Annotated in this window: 1 pseudogene; it reads left to right on the plus strand. The window is 56.4% G+C overall.

What is annotated here, in order from left to right:
- Window positions 1-140: 140 nt before the first annotated feature.
- Window positions 141-1,167 (plus strand): annotated as a pseudogene (locus tag LO50_RS22080) (IS110 family RNA-guided transposase).
- Window positions 1,168-1,429: the final 262 nt, after the last annotated feature.

A 1,429-nucleotide genomic window follows, 5' to 3' on the forward strand; every position in this document is an offset into this window, starting at 1 on the left:
TTCAGATGGTATGGACGCCTCCCCCCGGCAGCGGGCCGACCGCAGCACCTCTACATCAATAGAGGATCTTCGCTGCCCCGGCATCTAGGTGCCAAAGTGGAGAGTGGATAACAAACACCACTTGAGCAGGAGGATCCACCATGAAACATAGCGTAATTGGCATGGACATCGCCAAGAAGGTTTTCCAGCTGCACACCGTTGATCAGTGCACTGGGAGGATCGAGCGTATCAAGCTGCGCCGTGATGAAGTGCTGGCGTTTCTTTGCAAATTATCCGACCAGCCTGGTGGCAATCGAGGCCTGTGGCAGTGCCCACTGGTGGGCACGTCAGCTTCAACAGCAGGGGCATGAGGTACGGCTACTCGCCCCTCGTTCGGTACGCCCCTTTGTGCTGCGAAACAAAACCGATGCGGCTGACGCTCAAGCCATCTGGACAGCGGTGCAGCAGCCCGGCGCTTGCCTGGTGGCAATCAAGCAGGCGGATCAGCAGGCGATCCTCTCGCTACACCGTATCCGCTCCCAGTTGCTGAAATTTCGCATCATGCAGAGCAATAGCTTACGTGGGCTGCTTTACGAATTCGGAATCGTGCTGCCAGAAGGTTATACCCAGCTGAGTAAGGCCGTTCCGGAGGCCTTTGCCAATGCTGAGCATCAAGTGCCTTCCATGTTGTTGGACAGCCTACGCGATCAGTGGACTCGGATTATCCAGCTGGATGAGGAAATTCGAAAAATCGAACTGCGTTTGAAACAGTGCCTACGTGAGAACTCCGCCTGCCAGAAAATTGCAGAGATTCCCGGAATTGGTTTGTTGACCGCTACAGCCGCTGTTGCCTCACTGGGAGATGCGAAAACCTTCCATTCTGGTCGCCAGTTCGCAGCTTGGCTGGGGCTGGTTCCTCGACAAACGGGCACCGGTGGCAGAGTTCGGCAACTGGGGCTGAGCAAGCGCGGAGACACCTATCTGCGAACGCTGTTGATGCATGGCGCTCGCTCGATCCTCAATAGAGGACACCGGTCAGAGTGGGTCGAACGCTTGTTGACCAGGCGGCCTTATAACGTGGCAGTCGCCGCAGTGGCTAACAAGCTCGCCAGAACCCTTTGGGCCGTGTTGGCCAAGGGCTCTACGTATCGGGCCGAACTCTTTACGGCATGCCCTACGGGGCATTGAAAACAGTAACCAACAGACTTCACAAGGAGCACAGGCGGTAAGCACGTGATGGCGAAATAGGTCAGACCGTGACGGGGTAAACCTGGTAGGGAATATGAGCCACGGGCACAGCCTTCAGCTCGATTTTCAGATGAGGGCCTCGTCAGCGGATTCCATCAGGGCCAGCAGGTTTTTCGGCCTGCACAACAGGCCGTATATAAGACTGCTCCTACCTACGCGCCAGCATGGCTACCTATTGAGCTCCGGGAGGCGTCCATATAAG

This window comes from Stutzerimonas stutzeri (assembly GCF_000935215.1).
In the GTDB taxonomy this organism is placed as follows: Bacteria; Pseudomonadota; Gammaproteobacteria; order Pseudomonadales; family Pseudomonadaceae; genus Stutzerimonas.